This is a genomic window from uncultured Ruegeria sp. (assembly GCF_947497005.1).
Classification (GTDB): domain Bacteria; phylum Pseudomonadota; class Alphaproteobacteria; order Rhodobacterales; family Rhodobacteraceae; genus Ruegeria.
Window position 1 is genome coordinate 69,825 of sequence record NZ_CANMFF010000005.1, and the last position, 17,340, is coordinate 87,164.

Here is a 17,340-nt window from a genome sequence, read left to right on the forward strand (position 1 = left end):
TCTCCTTTGAATGGCATCACGCCAGAGGCGTGTCTTTGTTTGAGCCGGGATCGTTTCCGGTTAATTCTGGTGTTTCTTGTGGTGTCGGATGACTTCCTGAATGATGAAATTCAGGAAAGCCTTGGCGAAATCGGGGTCCAGATCGGCCTCCTTCGCCAGGTCTTCTAACCGTGTGATCTGCGCGGCTTCACGCGACGGATCGGACGGGGGAAGGTCGTGTTCGGCCTTGAGCTTGCCAACGGCCTGTGTGTGTTTGAACCGCTCGCCCAGCGTGTAGACAAGGATCGCGTCCAGCCGGTCGATGCTTTCGCGGTGCTCTTTCAACAGCGCGGCAGCCCGCGTCACAGGGTTGGTCATTGGCCTGTCCTTTCGGAGGTCAAAACGGGTTCAGACAAATCGATTTGCGGGTGTCGCCAGATCTGGGCGCGTTTGCCCAGAAGTTCGGCATCCTGTTGCTCCAGCGTCGCGCCAAGTCGCTCGGCCAGTGTACGCGAACGGCCATTGGCATGCGCGATATAGCTGATGACGCCATTCAACCCCTGATGGCGGGCAGCATATGCGCGTGCGGCTTGCGCGGCTTCGAAAGCCAGACCTTTGCCTTCGGCTTGTTCCATCAATGTCCAACCCAGCTCGGGTTCCTGCCAGCCGGGCACGTTGATCATGCCAGCCCAACCAACGAAACTACGGCTCGATTTCTCGGTCAGATGCCACAGCCCAAATCCATTCAACGCCCAGTGACCCAGCCGTTTGGCCAGCGAATCCCAGCTGCCGAGCGGATCTTTCGGCCCGCCAACCATATGGCTGCGTTTGGTGGCAAAAAATGCGGTCATCGCGGGCAGATCGTCCAGATGCGGGGCGCGCAGGGTCAAGCGCTCGGTCTCAATGGTCGGAATGGTGAAAGAGGTCATGCGTACGCCTCCATCCCGCCATTCACCAGATCTGCTGGCGCCGGGTGCCGCCAGATCTCGGATTTGCCGAACTTTGGGTGGTCATAGAGGTACTCGAACTGCGCGCCCAGACGCTTGGCGACAGCTTTGCTGGCGCGATTGTTCAGATCGATTAGCGAGATCGCTGTTTCCCAGCCCAGAACGTCATAGGCATAGGCGCGCGCGGTCAGAGCAGCCTCGGTCGCATAGCCTTTGCCGGTGGCATAGTTCAACAGCGTCCAGCCGACCTCGGGTTCAGGCCAGCCCTCAGGGAACCAAAGCCCAATCCGCCCGACATAGGTGCCTGTGTCTTTTTCATCGACACTCCAATAGCCATAGCCGCGCAGGGCCCAGTGACCCAGCAGCGAGGCGACCACCCGCCAAACCTCATCCTTGCGCAGAGGACCACCGACGAACTTCGCGGCATCGCTGGCAAAGAAGGCGGTGTCCGCGTCGACATCAGACTCGGACGGCGCGCGCATAATCAGGCGTTCGGTTTCCAATGTGGGAATGGCCAATGCAAGTGTCATGCTTGCACCTCGCTATAGCGCCAGACATTCTGGTCCACGCCAAATGCGAGTTCCGCATTTGCGTCCCGCGATGCGCCCAGCCGTTTGGCAAGCGCATTCGAGCGGGCGTTGGATGCTGATACGTAGCTTACGAAGCCACCAGATCCGAGCAGGTCAAAACCGAAATCGCGAACCGCAGAGCATGCCTCGGTGGCATAGCCCTGCATGCGATGATCGGCAGAAAACAGATAGCCAAGCTCGGGTTCCCGGTCGTCCCATTCGAGACCCAGGATGACGAAGCCAATGACCTGATCATCTTCTTTCAACGCGACTGTGAACAGGCCATGACCATGCAGAAGCCAACCGGATGTATAATAGGAAAACTCGGTCCAGGCTTCCTGGTCAGTATCGCCAAAGCTGTCTTTGCTGATCGACGTCCATACCGGAAGATCTGTCAAAGTGGGAGCACGCAGAACCAGCCGCCGGGTCTGAATGACCGGCAGAGCGGCGCTATATTGCGCTGCTGCCATCGCCGCCTTTCCGGACGGGGGCTGGGTGCAGCGTGCTGGCGTCACTTCTTCTTTCCAAACCCGCTCAGGCCCTGAGGCAGGCCCATGCCGCCACCCATGCCGGGCATGCCGCCGGGCATTTTACCGCCCATCGCCTTGGCCGCCTGTTCCAGCGCCTTGGGGTCCATGCCTGCGGCCATATCCTCGGGCGAGGGGCCGCCTTTGCCAAACATGCCCTTCATGGCCTGTTTCAGCATCTTGCCTTTGCCCATCTTGCCCATCTTCTTCATCATGTCCGACATCTGCCGGTGCATCTTGAGCAGCTTGTTGAGGTCGCTGACCTCCATCCCGGACCCGGCCGCGATGCGTTTCTTGCGGCTGGCCTGCAGCAGCTGAGGATTGGCGCGTTCGCGTTTGGTCATCGATTGGATCAGGGCGATCTGCTGGCGCAGGATCTTGTCGTCCATTCCGGCCTGATCCATCTGCTTGGCCATCTTGCCCATACCCGGCATCATCCCCATCATGCCCTGCATGCCGCCCATCTGGATCATCTGTTCCAGCTGCATTTTCAGGTCGTTCATGTTGAACTGACCTTTGACCATGCGCTTCATCATGCGCTCGGTCTGTTCCATCTCCATCGTTTCCTGGGCCTTTTCGACCAGAGCCACGATGTCGCCCATACCCAGAATACGCCCGGCGATCCGATCCGGCTCAAAGGTCTCAAGCGCGTCCATCTTCTCGCCCAAGCCCACAAAGCGAATAGGCTTGCCAGTGACCGCGCGCATCGACAGCGCCGCACCGCCGCGCCCGTCACCGTCCATTCGGGTCAGGACCACGCCCGAGATGCCGACCTTGGCGTCAAATTCCTCGGCCACTTCAACGGCGACCTGACCGGTCAGGCCATCGACGACCAGCAGGGTCTCGCGCGGATCGACCACGTTGCGAACCTGCTCGACCTCGTTCATCAGCACTTCGTCGATGTGCAGACGGCCCGCAGTATCCAGCATGTAGACGTCATAGCCGCCCAGCGTGGCCTGCTGCTTGGCACGCTTGGCGATATCTACAGGTTTCTGGCCGGGAACGATCGGCAGCGTATCGACGCCGACCTGCGTGCCCAGAACCGCCAACTGATCCATCGCCGCCGGGCGATAGACATCCAGCGAGGCCATCAGGACCTTCTTGCCTTCTTTCTCTTTCAGACGCTTGGCCAGCTTACCGGTGGTGGTCGTCTTACCGGAACCCTGCAGACCGACCATCAGGATCGGGGCAGGCGGGTTGTCGATCTTCAGCGCGCCGGGGTCATCCTCGCCACGCAGGGTATCGACCAGCGCGTCGTGCACGATCTTGACGACCTGCTGACCGGGAGTGATCGATTTGGTGACAGCCTGACCAGTGGCCTGATCCTGCACCTTCTTGACGAATTCACGCGCCACCGGCAGTGAGACGTCGGCCTCAAGCAGGGCAACCCGGACTTCGCGCAAGGCGGTTTTGACGTCTTCTTCGGACAGCGCGCCCTGTTTGGTCAGCCGGTCAAAGACGCCGGAAAGGCGTTCGGATAGATTTTCAAACATGCCTGCGGCCTCCTTAGCCGGTTTTGATCTGGCACTTCCCAGATAGGAAACACCGGTTGAATACACAATTGCCCCCACGGGCGTAACACGCTGGTGGGGGGCGATCCCTGAACGACTCAAGGGACCGGAAGGCTAGTCTCTTCCGGATGTTTGGAGGCGGATTTAGGCGGAACGGCCGCCAGAGTCAACCACGTTCACTTTGACCCAATCGTTCAGGTAGGCCATTGAACGGTGTGTTTGATCTGACCACTGCGTATATCCCTCGATCAAAGGAATCGAAGACACGCCGTCCGTGCGCACAAAGTGGAGCACAGGTCGAAAACTGGGTTCGCGTTTGTCGTTGTTAGCAGTCTGCATTTCGGAGCACCGGAAATCCGACAGCCTATGCGTTTCGGACTTATAAGTTTTCAAAATGCTACGACGCCGAATGGTGACAGTGTCACTTGGTTTGTCAAAAATGATCTGAATACGTTGCACAAGACGGATCGCCATCAGCCCACATACGAAAGACATCAGCAATAGTGAAAATACGTACTCAAATCGGCCAATTGAACCGTTATTCTGATGGCCCACAAGGCTTGCCAGTCCAAGGAGAAAAACGCCAACAAGAAACAAGCCGGTCAACCAGGGTGTGTGTGACAGGATCAGCTGATCAGATGTGTTTCGCGTAATCTTCAATGCATTGTCCTGCGGTCGTATGGATAAGGCCAACCGTGCCACTTACGTTTGACTTCGCCAAGAGCGTTTCGTGCTCTGTCTCGGGTCCTTGAGCGGCACGAGTCAAGATAAGCTATGTGAAGGCCACAGGCGTGGGGTATTCTGATCGAAACAAGCTAAGGGAGCGGGCTATGAAGGACGATTTTCCGCGAAAGACGGCAGATTATGTTGGTGAGGTCACAAACACCGATATCTGGTCCGGTTTCGAGATACGGCCTGACGACGTCTTTGTATGCACGCCACCCAAATGCGGTACCACTTGGACGCAAACACTGGTGCGTATGCTTATTACCCAAACCGCCGACCCTCGTGTATACGACAACAAGATATCACCATGGCTGGATTGCGGATTTCGGGACCGGGTCGAGCAGGCAAATGAACTAAACACGCAAAGCCATCGGCGCTGTATCAAGACACATACGCCACTGGACGGAATTCAATTCTCACCCGATGCCCAGTATCTGGTTGTGCACCGCCATCCGGTCGATGTCCATTTTTCCATGCGCCGCCATGTCGAGAACATGAAGGCTGATTGGCTGGATTACCTGTTTCCCAACGATCTGTCAGAGGCGTTTGCCATGTTTCTAAACCGACCGTCGTCGCCAAAAGGTACGGACGACCTGACCCTCAGATCGTTTGTTCATCACTTCAGGACATTTTGGAAGTTCCGTGACCTGCCCAATATTCATTTCCTGCATTATGCCGAACTCAGCCGCGATCTGCGCGGCCAGGTCGCGCGGCTTGCCCGGATCATGGACATTGAGTTTGAGCAGAAGCTGATCAAGGACATTGCCGAGGCCGGCAGTTTCGGATCGATGAAAAATAATGCAAAACGTCTGGAACGATCCCCCGGCTTCACCAGTGGTTTTCACGACTTCGCACAGTTCTTCTCCTCGGGCACCAGCAACAAATGGGAAGGCAAGCTGACGGCGGAAGACATGGAGCGATATGACGCCTGTATGTCCGAGCTGGTCACACCCGAAGAACGCTTGTGGCTGGAACACGGATGTGCGCCTTAGCCGATCCCGACTTCGCGGCTATCTTGACTGAGTTCCGACGGAAGCCAGTCATTTACGGCCTCTGCCAGCCGATGAGAGCCCGCTCCGCTGGAAAATGCTTCGACAATGGGGTGGCGACCGGCGCTCATCCCCTTTTCCAAAACCAGGACAGGGCGATATAGCGTCGAGGTGCCCTTGTCGCTGCGGGATGTCGTGCTTTCCACGTCGGCGTGGGACAGGTTGGACAGCTTGTGTTCGACCGCCTCGTAACCGAAGACAGACTGGCGGCGGATCAGAATACTGTCCTTGTTCCTATCCAGAATGATCTGAACCCGTCTTGCAAAAGCGCAAAACGCGCCAAAGCCAAGACCGCCTCCGCCCAAAGCGAAGATCAGGCCGAACCAGATGCCTTCACCGCCGGTGCTCATCAGGAAGATACCGGGGCCAACAAAGGCCAGGATGAATATGATCAACATGATCCCGATGAACCAGGGTGTGTCAGCGATGATCAGTTGGTTCGGGGTATTTCGTTTTACTTTCATGGCGGCACGCTAGCACCGAAAATCGCATCTGTCGTGGTGGGAGTTTGCCATATGCCGCGCCGTCCGTAGCCCGCTACAAGATTGAAGAGGGTCAGTATTGTTCCAGCTTGACCCGCCTGTGGGCGGACGAAGACAGTGGCCGTTTCAGTATTGCTCGTAACGAAGATCAGGGGCTGAAATATTTCACCGGCCCCGCTCTCCGCAGAATTGTCGTGAGGCTGCCCGGCGTTCGAACCGCATTCCGACTGATTGCGGGCGGGTCCATTCTGTGGCACAGCGCAGAGAATTCTGCGCAAGGAGATCGGGATGGACGCTTCATCCGCCTATCAGGACACACTACCGCTGAGTTCCGACGCATTGCTGGCGCAACTGGACGAGTGGGGGTTGGCCTATCGTATGCATACTCATGTGCCCCTGCGTACGGTCGAGGATGCCAAGTCCGTCGAAGGTCAATTCATGGTGCCGGGCGAGAATGCGTTGCGGGTCAAGAACCTGTATCTGCGTGACAAGAAAAAGCGCAACTATCTGGTGACGCTCGAGCAAAGCCGCGAGATTGACCTCAAAGCGTTGGGCGCAGAGCTGGGCATTGGCAATCTGTCCTTTGGCTCGGCGGACCGGCTGTTACAGAATCTCGGCATTCGACCGGGTGCGGTCAGCCCGATGGCGATGATCAACGGGGTTCAGAATGATGTACGGTTCTTCATGGATGCAGCAGCCCAACAGGCCGAGGTGATTTACATGCACCCGCTGGTCAATGACCGCACTGTCGTCCTGAAACAGGCCGACATGATGGCTTTCTTCGATCGCATCGGGTGCGAGGTCACCTGGCTGCCCTGATCACTCAAGCGCCTCTATCAGCGCGGCGGCGACATGCGCGGCAGACGGGTTGACGAACAGATGCCCGTCAGCCTCGAACACCGGATCGTCCAGATTGTTCGGAAAAGCCAACGGAAGCTCGGTACAGGCCAGCAGGATCGCGGTTCCGGGTCTGGCGTGCTTGTTGCAAAAGGCCAGCAATCGCGCACGGGCGGTGTCGGATGCGCCACCGTAGAAGTCACTGTCGATCATGGCCTGCATTTCGGAAATCTCGGGCTCTGGCAGCCGCTCATTTGCAGTGACGCCCTCGGCAGCCAGACGATCCGCATAGTTGGTGGCCTGCATCGTTACGGTTGTGCCCAGGACCAGAGCCTCGGACGCGCCAGTTCCTGCCGTGGCGTCGGCGGTTGCATCAAAGATGCTGAGGATGGGCATGGAAACACCAAGCCGGATCGCGTGGAGCCGTGCGTGTGGCGTGTTGGACGCGATGATGCCGAAGTCGCAGCCTGCACGTTCCAGTGTCAGCAAGGCATCGCGGAATACGGCGTCAAAACCCGCCCAGCTGGCCTCATCCCCGGCGACACCGCGCAAGGCACGTGTTTTGGCCTGTGTGACAGATTCGATCGTCATCGGAGGGATCGGCAATGGCGAGCCATGGCCGCGTTCTGCGAAATAACGCCCTGCCCCTTCGGCAATCGCTCTGTAATAGTCGACGGTCGAGGCCCAGCCCACACCGCCCAGAATGCCGATTTTCTTCATGTGCTCCATCCAGCCTGTCAGTTTTTCTGACTGGCAGACTGGACGTTTCCGGGCTCATTGACCAGAGAGGATCAGGCTGCAAGCTCAGCTACAGCCTTATGGGCGCTTTGCAGCGCTGCTTCGGGGTTCACGGCCATCTGATCAGCTGCAATGACGTCCACGTCATGGATGCCGATAAAGCCCAGAACATGGCGCGCATAATCGGTGGCGAAGTCTGCTTCGGATCCAATAGGGACACCGCCCGAGGCGATGGCCAGAATGGCGCGTTTGCCTTCCAGCAGGCCTTTGGGACCATTTTCAGTATAGGAAAAGGTCAGACCCGCGCGGGCAACAAGGTCGATCCAGGCCTTGAAGGCGGCTGGAACCGAGAAGTTGTAAATCGGCAGGCCGATGACAATAGTGTCGGCATTCTGAAGCTCGGCCACCAACTCATCCGACAGGGCCAGCCGGTCGCGCTGTACATCGTCGCGCTGGTCGGCAGCGGTGAAGTTGGCGGCAATCCAGTCTTCGGTCAGCAAGGGCAGGGGGGTGGCCAAATCGCGGCGGATGATGCGTTCTGCACCCAGTTGCTTGACCACACGGTCTGACAGATCGCGGGTCGTGGACTCCACGCGGCGGGCGGATGAGTCGATGTGAAGGATAGTTTTGGGCATTGTTCAGGTCCTTTGGGTCAGGGAAATCTTGTCCTGAGCCCAATATGATTGTTGCGTTTGCGAACAAAACTCGGATACATCAACAGTTATTGTTGGAAATTGCACAGTGACTACATTGCCATGGACAATTGGGATGAAGTGAGAACCGCCTATCAGGTGGCGCGCATGGGCACGGTCAGCGGCGCGGCCGAGGTTCTTGGGGTACACCATGCCACCGTGATCCGACACATCGATGCGATCGAAGCGCGGCTGGGCGTCAAACTGTTTCAGCGCCACGCCCGGGGCTATACGCCGACCGAAGCGGGCGACGATCTGCTGCGCGTGGCACAAGCCACCGAAGATCAGTTCAACCAGCTTGTCGGTCGGATGAAGGGTCGCGGCGACGATGTCTCGGGCGAACTGGTCGTAACATCTCTGGGGTCGCTTGCGCCTCTGATCGTGCCAACACTCACGGCGTTTCAGAAGATGCATCCGGATCTGATCGTGCGATACCTGACCGGCGACCGCCTGTTCCGGCTGGAATATGGTGAAGCGCACGTGGCCATCCGCGCAGGATCGGCCCCAGATCAACCCGACAACGTGGTTCAACCATTCCGTCAAGAAGAAGTCGGCCTTTTTGCCAGCGCCTCTTACATTGAACGGTTCGGCAAGCCATCTGGCATCGAGGATTTCGCGACCCATCATTTCGTCAGTTCAGACGATGAAAGCAGCCGCGCGCCATTCACCCGATGGCTGCGCACGACGGTACCTGCTGATCGTATCACCTTCCGGTGTACCAACAATTTCTGCATGCGCGAGGCCGTTTTGGCCGGTGCCGGCATTGGCTTCATGGCCCGCTGGGAAGCCGCCCGCCACGACAATCTGGTCGAGGTGATCGATCCGCTCCCCGAGTGGTTCGGCAATCTGTGGCTGGTGACCCACGTGGATCTGCACCGCACCACCAAAGTGCAGGCGTTCCTGAGCTATCTGAAAGAAGAAGCCAAAGGCTGGCAGCCGTGAGCCCTCAGGCGCGTGGCCATTTGGCCATGCTGACCTTCTCGGCCCTTGTCGCGGGCAGCTTTTCGCTAGGGTCCATGATCGCCAATGAGATTGCCCCTGCTGCGCTGAACGCGGTCCGCTTTGCAATTGCGGCTACGGTGATTGGTGTGGCAGCTCTGGCGACAACCGGCCTGCCCCGAAGCGCGGCGCAGGCTCCTTGGCGCTATTTGGTACTCGGGGCTTTGTTCGCCACCTATTTCGTCCTGATGTTCTACGGGCTGCAAACCGCTCCGCCGGTCAGTGCAGCGGCAGTGTTCACCCTGACACCCATTGTGTCTGCCGTTGCGGGATGGGTCTTGCTTCGCCAGATCACCACGCCGCGGATGGCGCTGGCACTGACAATAGGTGCGGTGGGAGCGCTGTGGGTGATCTTCCGGGCCGACTGGCAGATGTTCCGCGCATTTGAAATCGGTGGGGGTGAGATCATCTACTTCTGGGGGTGCGTCGCCCACGCGATATATACCCCCATGATCCGCAAGCTGAACCGAGGAGAGCCTGCGGTAGTGTTCACCTTCGGTACTCTGGTCGCCGGGTGCCTGTTGCTGGTCGTGTTTGGATGGTCCGACCTGAGGTCGACCGATTGGGCGGCGCTTCCGGCCATCGTCTGGATCGGATTGCTCTATATTTCGTTCTTTGCAACGGCGGCCAGTTTTGTGCTGGTTCAGTTCTCGTCCCTCCGGCTGCCGTCCGCCAAGGTGATGGCGTATACCTATCTGGTGCCCAGCTGGGTCATCCTGTGGGAAATCGCACTGGGCAAAGGCGTGCCAACCGGTCTGATCCTGGGCGGCGTGGCGCTGACAATCATCGCCTTGCTGATGCTGTTGAAAGAAGAAGTGCCGAGCGCCACGCCGGTTCACCGCGTCACGGATTAAGGCCTAAGCTTCGCTTAAGAAAACCGGGCGACTCCGATAAGTATTCCAGAGATCGAATTTGTTGAGCCAGATCAAGGCATCCCCGCGGCTGCTCCAATAGCTTCGTCATCAGGCAAGAGGAGGAGACCATGTTCAAACATATCATGTTACCGATTGACCGGCATCTACCGCCTGAGGTTCGCAAAGCTGCCGAAGTCGCCGCACAAATGGCAAAATGGCAGAGGGCCAAGATCACTCTGGTCTGCGTCACCGGGGCACATATGGGTGAATCCTCAGAGGCCCAGGCTGAATTAGATAAGGAACTCGCTGCTTTCACCGAACAGCTGGCCGCTGAAGGTGGATCCGACGTTTCCATGCGCAAAATTCACTCGGTCGACGTCGCTGCCGAAGTGGACAGCGATTTGACACGTGCTGCAGAAGAGATTGGTGCAGACTTGGTCATTGTTGGCACCCATGCGCCACGGATCACTGATTACATCTTTTCCAGCCACGCCGGGTATCTGGCCAAGCATGCCAGCATGTCGGTCTTTGTAGTGCGCTAGGCTTCGTCTGGCGTCGGCAATTCAATTTCCAGAAACCGCTCGAACGCGTCCAGATTGACGGGTTCGAACTGTCCAAAGCCTTGCATCCACACCGACGCAGTCCGCAGGGCGTCGGGCTCCAGCTTGCACCATTTTACCCGCCCACGTTTTTCCTGACTGATCAACCCTGCCTTGGTCAGGATTACGAGATGTTTGGAAATCGCAGCCAGTGACATCTCGAACGGCTCGGCCACGTCTGTCACGGCCATGTCGTCCTCCAGCAGCATTGCCAGTATGGCGCGGCGGGTGGGGTCGGCAAGAGCTGCAAAGACTGTGTCGAGATCGTTGGGCATGCATCCGCTCAACCATAGCCGTCCGGATTGGTCAACCATTTGGTTGAATATGCGGACTCATGGCACCTGAACGGCAATCGCAGACGTTCAATCCGTCGCTGTACGCGCGATGCTTTAAAATAATAATTGATTACAGCATGTTAAGGTGCGTCAATCAGGGCCGTCAATGTCGTTGACTCTGCGCCCTGCGCGCCTTAGCACCTAGCCCAAGACTGTGCGAGGGAAACGCCCGTGACCGATGACGACCAAAAGCAGCGTATGGCGCAGCTGGAGGCCAAGATCGACGCGGCGAAAAAGGCTAAAAAGCCCGAGACCCGCGCAGATGCTGACTATTCGGGAGGCGAGCTTGCCTGGAGGATGGTCATCGAAATGGTTTCCGGTCTGGGGATCGGATTTGGCATCGGATACGGGCTGGACAGCCTGCTCGGGACGATCCCGATCTTTCTGGTGCTGTTCACATTGCTGGGCCTTGTCGCAGGCGTGAAGGTTATGCTCCGCAGCGCACAGGAAGCTCAGGCGAAGCAAACGGCGGCTGACGCGGCCGAAAAGGACGAGAGGGACTGAACGTGGCGACTGAGACCACCGCAGCAGAAGGCAGCAGCCTGGTTTTCCACCCGATGGACCAATTCATTGTCAAGCCGTTGTTCGGCGACGGTGCGGTGGGCATGTTCACTGTCACCAACGTGACTCTGTGGTTGTTCTTTGCGGTGCTGGCCGTGACAGCTCTGCTGGTTCTGCCCACATCCAAACGCGCTATTGTTCCGACACGGATGCAGTCGGTCGCGGAACTGGCCTACGGCTTCATTTACAAGATGCTGGAAGACATCTGCGGCAAGGAAGGGGTCAAGTATTTCCCTTATGTCATGACCCTGTTCATGTTCATTGTCGTCGCGAACTTCCTGGGTCTGATCCCTACGTCGTTCACCACCACATCGCATTTCGCCGTAACCATCCCGCTGGCGCTGGCCGTGTTCCTGACCGTGACCATCCTGGGTTTCGTCAAGAACGGCGCCGGGTTCCTGGGTTTGTTCTGGGTGTCTAGCGCGCCGCTGGCGCTGCGCCCGATCCTGGCAATCATCGAGCTGATCTCGTACTTCGTGCGTCCCGTCAGCCATTCCATTCGTCTTGCCGGTAACGTCATGGCAGGCCACGCGGTGATCAAGGTTTTCGCAGGCTTCGCCGCGATTGCCGTGATCTCGCCCGTGTCGGTTCTGGCGATCACCGCGATGTACGGCCTTGAGGTCCTTGTGGCCTTCATTCAGGCCTACGTCTTCACCATTCTGACCTGTGTTTATCTGAAAGATGCGCTGCATCCTTCGCACTAAGGTCCGATACCCAAACATCGAAACTTCCAATTCGTAAGGAGAAACATCATGGAAGGCGATCTCGCACACATCGGCGCAGGCCTGGCAGCAATCGGTTCCGGCGCAGCCGCAATCGGGGTGGGCAACGTAGCAGGCAACTTCCTGGCCGGCGCCCTGCGCAACCCTTCGGCGGCTGCTTCGCAGACCGCAACCCTGTTCATCGGTATCGCATTCGCAGAAGCCCTGGGGATCTTCGCATTCCTGGTCTCGCTGCTGCTGATGTTCGCCGTCTAATCTGCGGAACCTGATCCTTACGCGCAGGTGGGCCCAAGCCATAGCGGCCCATCTGTTGTAAAGACAACGTTCCGACGGAGGACATCATGGCGACTGAACCCCTTACAGAAGAGGTAGCTGGCTCGTGTGTTGACGCCTATGGCTCTGCCATTGGTATGCCGCAGCTCTGCTTCGATTGGTTCCCCAACCAGATTTTCTGGCTGGTCGTTACGCTGGTCGTCATCTTTCTGGTCCTGTCCCGCGTGGCTCTGCCCCGCATCGCGGCAATCCTGGCTGAACGTCAGGGGACCATTACCAACGACCTGGCTGCAGCCGAAGATCTGAAGGCCAAGGCGGTCGAGGCCGAAGAGGCCTATAACAAGGCGCTGGCCGACGCTCGTTCCGAGGCACAGCGTATCGCAGCAGAAGCGCGCGCCGAAATCCAGTCTGGTCTGGATGACGCGATTGCCAAGGCGGACGCGGAAATCGCTGCAAAGGCGGCTGAATCGGAAAAGGCCATTGCCGACATCCGTGCCGGTGCGCTGGAAAGCATTCAAGTGGTTGCCAAGGATACGGCGGCTGAACTGGTTACTGCGCTGGGCGGTGAAGCGGATGCTGATACCATTGCCAGTGCTGTTGACGCGCAGACGAAAGGCTAAGTGACATGCGGAACACTCTTGCCCTTATCCTGACCATTGGCGCAGCCAGCCCGGCCTTTGCGGCCAAAGGTCCGTTCGTCTCGCTTGGCAATACCGACTTTGTCGTTCTTCTGGGCTTCATCGTCTTCATCGCGGTGCTGTTCTACTTCAAGGTCCCCGGCATGATCGGCGGTGCGCTGGACAACCGTGCCGAAGGCATCAAGTCCGAACTGGACGAAGCCCGTGCCCTGCACGAAGAAGCACGCACTCTGCTGGCCTCGTACGAGCGTAAGCAGCGTGAAGTTCAGGGGCAGGCCGATGCAATTGTCGCCGCAGCCAAGGAAGATGCGGCTCTGGCAGCAGAACAGGCTAAGGCCGACCTTGAAAAGTCGATCGAACGTCGTCTGGCCGCTGCTCAGGACCAGATTGCTTCGGCCGAGGCGTCGGCAGTGAAAGAGGTGCGTGATCAGGCCGTTTCAGCTGCGGTATCTGCGGCCAGCTCGGTTCTGGCCAAGCAAATGACCGCAGCACAGGCGAACAAGCTGATTGACGCGTCGATTGCAGATGTGGATACCAAGCTGCACTGACGGATGACCCGGTCAGACAAATGAAACAGATGACCCGAGAGCTTTTGGCTGTCGGGTCTTTTGTTTTTTACTCGCTTCTGGTTCTGTTGTCCGAAGCACTCCGAATCCTACATTCTGCCGGGGATCAGGTTGATAGGGACGTTCTGTAGAGAGCGTGACAAAACAGGGAAAGACAGGCCGTGTCAGGCACCGCAGTTTCGATGAATATTGTAGGCGTGGTCAGAAATGGCGGCTCTGCGCTGATCGACACGATCAACAGGATCGAAAACCTGTCTGCCCAGTTGCATCGATACACGGTCACCATTGCGACCAATGACAACATGGATGGCACGGATCGGGTGTTATCCGACTACGCTGGTCGAAACCGGCATGTCGATATCATCCAACTGGATGGTCTTGCCGCAAAGCTGCCCGACCGGTTGGAACGCATAACGGCGGCCAGAAACGCGGTTCTCCAAAAGCTGGAAGAGCAGGACGGTGATCACGAATTGACGCTGGTGCTGGATCTGGGCGGCCCGAATGCCTGTCTGGATGCTCAGGCGGTTCTGACAGCAGCGCAGCGGGTTGCCCCGCTGTGGGAGGGTGTCTTCGCCAATTCCAAACCTGCGTACTATGATATCTATGCGCTGCGTTGCCCGGGCTGGTGCGACGAAGATATCTGGCAGCGCATTCAGAGCACGCGCAGACCGTTGTTCGGACGCCGTAAATGGCGCCAGTCCTTGCTGAAGTCAGCAGTTTTTGATCGTCAGTTTCACATTCCTGCCGACACGCCCCTGATCCCGGTCGACAGCGCTTTTGGCGGGGCAGGGTTATACAAATCGCGCGCGCTCAGGGGCTTGCGATATTCATGCAGGGACGACAAAGGCCAGCAGATATGCGAACATGTGATGCTGCACAAACACCTGAGACACCGTGGCGCAAGGCTGTTCATCGATCCGGCGCTGACGACATTGGCCGCGGATGATCATCTGGGTGAAGGCAGCGGGGCGCCGTTCCCACAACATCTGATACCAGCCGCATCAGGGGCTGCGTGATCCCAGTCTTTTCCTTCTATGTTTGCAAAAAAGCAGGACGGCCTTCAGCTCCGCCCGGTTTCGTGTTGCAGTCTTTGTTGCGCAATGGCTTCGTTCCGTTCGGTCTTTTGTTGATCTGCCATGCAGCGTTCGACAAAGTCCAAATGGTGTTCAATCGCAGTGCGCGCAGCTAAGGGGTCACGCGCCTGCAGGGCCGTATTGATGGCGCGGTGCTGATCCAGAATGGCCTCACGCGTGGCGCGCTGTCGGAACATGGTCTGACGGTTATAGAACACCCCTTGCACCAGCAGATCATACATTGACCGCATCATGTGCAGCATAACCACGTTGTGGCTGGCCTCGATGATGGCCATGTGAAACTCGGCGTCCAGCTGCGCCTCGTCATCGGCTGCGTTCCGGCCATGAGCCGCCTGCATCTTGTCAAAGATCGCCTGAACCACCTTCAGGTCGCTGTCTGACCCCAGCCGCGCTGCCCGTTCTGCTGCCAGCCCCTCCATGTCACGGCGAAACGACAGATAGTCGAACACGGCTTCGTCATGGCTGCCGAACAATCGGATCAGCGCCGGGGAAAAGGCAGAACCCAGAACCTCGGCCACATAGATCCCTGATCCGGCTTTCGCAGTCAAAAGTCCATGTTCCTGCAATTCGGAAATCGCGTCACGCAGGGATGGGCGCGACACGCCCATCCGCTCTGCCAGTTCGCGCTCTGACGGCAGACGTTCACCGGGACGCAGGATGCCGCGCAGGATCAGAAGCTCGATCTGGCGAACGACTGCAAGCGACAGTTTTTCCGTCTGAACTTTTTGAAAGGGCATCCGATATTCCAAAATTGGTCAATTCATTTGACCATGGACGACGGGGCTGTTCAAGAATACCCGGTCACATCCATTGAAATACTAGGTCAGTAATATTGACTTTAATTTAGGACGGCATAGGCTGCACCGAAATGAGATCGGAGGAGCCTCATGTCCCAACACCCATTGTTTGCCACCCGGGCCTCCCGGATGAAGGCGTCAGAAATTCGCGAATTACTGAAACTGCTCGACCAGCCCGGCATCATTTCCTTCGCTGGTGGTATTCCCGACCCCGCGCTGTTTCCCGGCGATGCATTTGCGCAGGCGTTTCAGCAGGCATTGGGGCCGGATATGCAGGCGCAGGCGCTGCAATATTCCGTCAGCGAAGGGTATGCGCCTCTGCGACAATGGCTGGCACAACATATGCGTGGGATCGGGGTAGAGTGTGACATTGACAACATCCTGATCACTTCGGGTTCACAACAGGCGCTGGACTATCTGGGCAAGCTGTTCCTGTCCCCCGGTGATACGGCCTTGGTCGGATGGCCGACTTATCTGGGCGCGCTGGCTGCGTTCAATGCCTATGAGCCCCGCTATGACAGGCTCAATGGCAACCTTGGCGTAGACGAATACAAGGCCGCAGCAGGCAACGGCGCAGTGAAATTTGCTTATCTGTCACCAGACTTCGCGAACCCGACAGGGGAAACAGTGGACTTGCAGGGCAGGGAGGCTCTGCTGGATCTGGCAGAAGATCTGGATTGCATGTTGATCGAAGATGGAGCCTATCAGGCGCTGCGCTATGACGGGGATCCAATTCCGCCTGTTTTGTCCTTGGAGCTGGCCCGCAAAGGGTCAATCGAAAACTGTCGGACGATCTATTGCGGCAGTTTCTCGAAAACCCTGTCACCGGGTTTGCGCATGGGTTGGGTCGTTGCGTCCAAGCCAATCATCTCTCAGATGGTTTTGCTGAAACAAGCTGCTGATCTGCATTCGGCGACTATCAATCAGATAGCCGTGCATCAGGTGGCGAAGGCCTGTTTTGACACCCATATCCCCAAGGTGCGCGATGTCTATCGGGCCCGCCGGGATGCGATGCTGGACGCGTTGGAGCAGAACATGCCGGATGGGGTCGAGTGGACACGACCCGAGGGCGGCATGTTCATCTGGGTCACGCTGCCCTCAGATCTGAGCGGGTCTGACTTGCTGGCCCGTGCGCTGGACACCGTGAAAGTTGCCTTTGTACCGGGGCAGGCGTTTTTCCCGGATGGCAGCGGCGCAAATACGATCCGTCTCAGTTTCTCGAATTCTGACGAGGCGACGATCCGCGAAGGCATACGCCGGTTGGGAGAGGTTCTGCGGGCCTGACGTTCGGAAAGATTCTGTTAACCAAAATGCTGCAACTCTGCGGCATGATCCGATTTCTCCTCCCCCTGTTGCTGGCCGCCTGCGCGGCCGGGACCCCTCATTTCCGCGACGTTCCCGCCACGCGGGTCGCAGTCAATGACAGTGTGTTCGATGTGCGCGTGCGGGGCGACCTGGCCGAGGCTGTTCGGATCAACGCGCAATACGCTCCTCGGTTGGGTCCGGTTCGGGATCGTGCCGCTTTGGCGATGGCGCAGGTTTCGGGCTGTCCGATTCTTGATGTGCTGGGTGATGCGGCAGTCACGGTTGGTGTTCTGGGCTGTGATCAAGAGGCGGGCGAGCGGTTATTGATCACAGCTGTCTCAACCACGAATTACGAGTGCATCGACTATGGTATCTATGAAAATGTCAGTGACGACTACGGCTACCAGGTCTTTGAGTGCACCCCATATTGAAATACGCGCATTCTTGCGCATTTCGGCAAGATGTTGTGGATAACTCAAGTTGATATCCCATATACTGCGCAACTCCGTTGACTCAGACCCCATCCCTTGCGCAGACTTT

At 57.8% G+C, this 17,340-nt stretch carries 23 protein-coding genes; 13 read left to right on the plus strand and 10 right to left on the minus strand.

Features of this window, described 5'->3' with window-relative positions; genetic code table 11:
- Nucleotides 1–60 precede the first annotated feature (60 nt).
- The 5 genes from Q0816_RS08625 to ffh are packed head-to-tail and all read right to left on the minus strand — an operon-like array spanning nt 61 to nt 3,515.
- The gene (locus Q0816_RS08625; protein WP_298849487.1) at nt 61–357 is read right to left on the minus strand and encodes a chorismate mutase; all 297 of its coding nucleotides are present in this window, start codon (nt 355–357) and stop codon (nt 61–63) included.
- Nucleotides 354–908: a GNAT family N-acetyltransferase gene (locus Q0816_RS08630; protein WP_298849489.1), complete on the minus strand. Its 555-nt coding sequence runs from the start codon at nt 906–908 to the stop codon at nt 354–356. Before Q0816_RS08630 ends, Q0816_RS08625 begins: the two co-directional genes overlap by 4 nt.
- Entirely contained in the window at nt 905–1,456 is a 552-nt protein-coding gene (locus tag Q0816_RS08635) for a GNAT family N-acetyltransferase (RefSeq protein WP_298849491.1), read from the minus strand. Before Q0816_RS08635 ends, Q0816_RS08630 begins: the two co-directional genes overlap by 4 nt.
- Nucleotides 1,453–1,965, minus strand: coding sequence for a GNAT family N-acetyltransferase (locus Q0816_RS08640; RefSeq protein ID WP_298849493.1), 513 nt, complete (start codon nt 1,963–1,965; stop codon nt 1,453–1,455). The genes Q0816_RS08635 and Q0816_RS08640 overlap by 4 nt, the downstream gene beginning before the upstream one ends.
- Before the next feature lie 41 nt (nt 1,966–2,006).
- Nucleotides 2,007–3,515, minus strand: a complete 1,509-nt coding sequence (gene ffh, locus Q0816_RS08645) for a signal recognition particle protein (RefSeq protein ID WP_298849494.1) — start codon at nt 3,513–3,515, stop codon at nt 2,007–2,009.
- 848 nt (nt 3,516–4,363) lie between these two features.
- On the opposite strand from ffh, the gene Q0816_RS08650 reads away from it, so the two are divergent.
- On the plus strand, nt 4,364–5,251 hold the full coding sequence (locus Q0816_RS08650) for a sulfotransferase domain-containing protein (RefSeq protein WP_298849495.1): 888 nt from the start codon (nt 4,364–4,366) through the stop codon (nt 5,249–5,251).
- Here the strand turns inward: Q0816_RS08650 and Q0816_RS08655 are convergent.
- Nucleotides 5,248–5,772 carry a hypothetical protein gene (locus tag Q0816_RS08655; RefSeq protein WP_298849497.1) on the minus strand — a complete coding sequence of 175 codons (525 nt, stop codon included), beginning with the start codon at nt 5,770–5,772 and terminating at the stop codon, nt 5,248–5,250. The genes Q0816_RS08650 and Q0816_RS08655 overlap by 4 nt on opposite strands.
- A 306-nt stretch (nt 5,773–6,078) precedes the next feature.
- On the opposite strand from Q0816_RS08655, the gene Q0816_RS08660 reads away from it, so the two are divergent.
- On the plus strand, nt 6,079–6,609 hold the full coding sequence (locus tag Q0816_RS08660; RefSeq protein ID WP_298849498.1) for a prolyl-tRNA synthetase associated domain-containing protein: 531 nt from the start codon (nt 6,079–6,081) through the stop codon (nt 6,607–6,609).
- Here Q0816_RS08660 and Q0816_RS08665 read toward each other — a convergent pair whose 3' ends face one another.
- Nucleotides 6,610–7,347 (minus strand): aspartate/glutamate racemase family protein, encoded by a 738-nt coding sequence (locus tag Q0816_RS08665; RefSeq protein ID WP_298849500.1) that lies wholly within the window; start codon nt 7,345–7,347, stop codon nt 6,610–6,612. It abuts the gene before it with no gap.
- Nucleotides 7,348–7,418: 71 nt separating this feature from the next.
- On the minus strand, nt 7,419–8,000 hold the full coding sequence (locus Q0816_RS08670; RefSeq protein WP_298849502.1) for an NAD(P)H-dependent oxidoreductase: 582 nt from the start codon (nt 7,998–8,000) through the stop codon (nt 7,419–7,421).
- A 120-nt stretch (nt 8,001–8,120) separates the two neighbouring features.
- Between Q0816_RS08670 and Q0816_RS08675 the strand changes: the two genes are divergently transcribed.
- The 3 genes from Q0816_RS08675 to Q0816_RS08685 all read left to right on the plus strand — a co-directional run bounded on the left by Q0816_RS08675 (nt 8,121) and on the right by Q0816_RS08685 (nt 10,452).
- Nucleotides 8,121–8,999 (plus strand): LysR family transcriptional regulator, encoded by an 879-nt coding sequence (locus Q0816_RS08675; protein WP_298849504.1) that lies wholly within the window; start codon nt 8,121–8,123, stop codon nt 8,997–8,999.
- Nucleotides 8,996–9,910 (plus strand): DMT family transporter, encoded by a 915-nt coding sequence (locus tag Q0816_RS08680; RefSeq protein WP_298849506.1) that lies wholly within the window; start codon nt 8,996–8,998, stop codon nt 9,908–9,910. Before Q0816_RS08675 ends, Q0816_RS08680 begins: the two co-directional genes overlap by 4 nt.
- Before the next feature lie 128 nt (nt 9,911–10,038).
- Complete coding sequence (locus Q0816_RS08685) at nt 10,039–10,452, plus strand: universal stress protein (RefSeq protein WP_298849508.1); 414 nt, start codon at nt 10,039–10,041, stop codon at nt 10,450–10,452.
- Here Q0816_RS08685 and Q0816_RS08690 read toward each other — a convergent pair.
- The gene (locus Q0816_RS08690) at nt 10,449–10,784 is read right to left on the minus strand and encodes a metalloregulator ArsR/SmtB family transcription factor (protein WP_298849510.1); all 336 of its coding nucleotides are present in this window, start codon (nt 10,782–10,784) and stop codon (nt 10,449–10,451) included. The genes Q0816_RS08685 and Q0816_RS08690 overlap by 4 nt on opposite strands.
- A gap of 231 nt (nt 10,785–11,015) precedes the next feature.
- On the opposite strand from Q0816_RS08690, the gene Q0816_RS08695 reads away from it, so the two are divergent.
- From Q0816_RS08695 to Q0816_RS08720, 6 genes are all read left to right on the plus strand, one after another.
- Nucleotides 11,016–11,348, plus strand: a complete 333-nt coding sequence (locus tag Q0816_RS08695) for an AtpZ/AtpI family protein (protein ID WP_298849512.1) — start codon at nt 11,016–11,018, stop codon at nt 11,346–11,348.
- A gap of 2 nt (nt 11,349–11,350) precedes the next feature.
- On the plus strand, nt 11,351–12,109 hold the full coding sequence (locus tag Q0816_RS08700) for a F0F1 ATP synthase subunit A (protein ID WP_298849513.1): 759 nt from the start codon (nt 11,351–11,353) through the stop codon (nt 12,107–12,109).
- A gap of 48 nt (nt 12,110–12,157) precedes the next feature.
- Nucleotides 12,158–12,382, plus strand: coding sequence for a F0F1 ATP synthase subunit C (locus Q0816_RS08705; protein ID WP_005981269.1), 225 nt, complete (start codon nt 12,158–12,160; stop codon nt 12,380–12,382).
- Nucleotides 12,383–12,468: 86 nt separating this feature from the next.
- A complete protein-coding gene (locus Q0816_RS08710) occupies nt 12,469–13,020 on the plus strand; it encodes a F0F1 ATP synthase subunit B' (RefSeq protein WP_298849516.1) in 552 nt (183 codons plus the stop codon).
- A gap of 5 nt (nt 13,021–13,025) precedes the next feature.
- Nucleotides 13,026–13,586: a F0F1 ATP synthase subunit B gene (locus tag Q0816_RS08715; RefSeq protein ID WP_298849518.1), complete on the plus strand. Its 561-nt coding sequence runs from the start codon at nt 13,026–13,028 to the stop codon at nt 13,584–13,586.
- 179 nt (nt 13,587–13,765) lie between these two features.
- Entirely contained in the window at nt 13,766–14,620 is an 855-nt protein-coding gene (locus Q0816_RS08720; protein ID WP_298849520.1) for a hypothetical protein, read from the plus strand.
- A 44-nt stretch (nt 14,621–14,664) separates the two neighbouring features.
- Here the strand turns inward: Q0816_RS08720 and Q0816_RS08725 are convergent, their stop codons facing one another.
- Nucleotides 14,665–15,435 carry a FadR/GntR family transcriptional regulator gene (locus tag Q0816_RS08725; RefSeq protein ID WP_298849522.1) on the minus strand — a complete coding sequence of 257 codons (771 nt, stop codon included), beginning with the start codon at nt 15,433–15,435 and terminating at the stop codon, nt 14,665–14,667.
- Nucleotides 15,436–15,585: 150 nt separating this feature from the next.
- Here Q0816_RS08725 and Q0816_RS08730 point away from each other — a divergent pair, with 150 nt between their 5' ends.
- Complete coding sequence (locus Q0816_RS08730; RefSeq protein WP_298849524.1) at nt 15,586–16,779, plus strand: PLP-dependent aminotransferase family protein; 1,194 nt, start codon at nt 15,586–15,588, stop codon at nt 16,777–16,779.
- 44 nt (nt 16,780–16,823) lie between these two features.
- On the plus strand, nt 16,824–17,231 hold the full coding sequence (locus tag Q0816_RS08735; RefSeq protein WP_298849526.1) for a hypothetical protein: 408 nt from the start codon (nt 16,824–16,826) through the stop codon (nt 17,229–17,231).
- The last annotated feature ends 109 nt before the right edge of the window (nt 17,232–17,340 follow it).